Origin of the sequence: Streptomyces milbemycinicus (assembly GCF_002154605.1) — a bacterium.
GTDB lineage: Bacteria > Actinomycetota > Actinomycetes > Streptomycetales > Streptomycetaceae > Streptomyces > Streptomyces milbemycinicus.
In genome coordinates this window covers 1,040-1,298 of the sequence record NZ_MUNE01001036.1, presented here as the reverse complement: position 1 = coordinate 1,298, position 259 = coordinate 1,040, and the positions used below count along the sequence as shown (strand labels likewise).

Here is a 259-nt window from a genome sequence, read left to right as displayed (position 1 = left end):
CGGTTGTCGGGTGGGGCGGGGGCCCTGCGCCGCTTCCCGGGCACAGGGCGTTTTGCTGTGGGTCCGCTCTTGGTGCGATCCCGGGTCTGATGCTGGACCGTGCTCGCCCGGTCCAGGGCCTCGACCACGCTGCGGATGACGAAGGTGCTGCTGCTGCGGTCGAGGCTGGTCTTGTGCTGGTGGGCCAGACCGCGGGCCCCGATCCGTTGCCAGGCGGCGTTGTCCCGGCCGGTGCTGTAGCCGCACGCGGTGTTCGGGC

At 72.2% G+C, this 259-nt stretch carries 1 pseudogene; it reads right to left on the bottom strand.

Annotation, left to right across the window (positions count from 1 at the left end):
• Positions 1-259: pseudogene (locus CCN51_RS55535) on the bottom strand (zinc ribbon domain-containing protein); the annotation flags it as partial.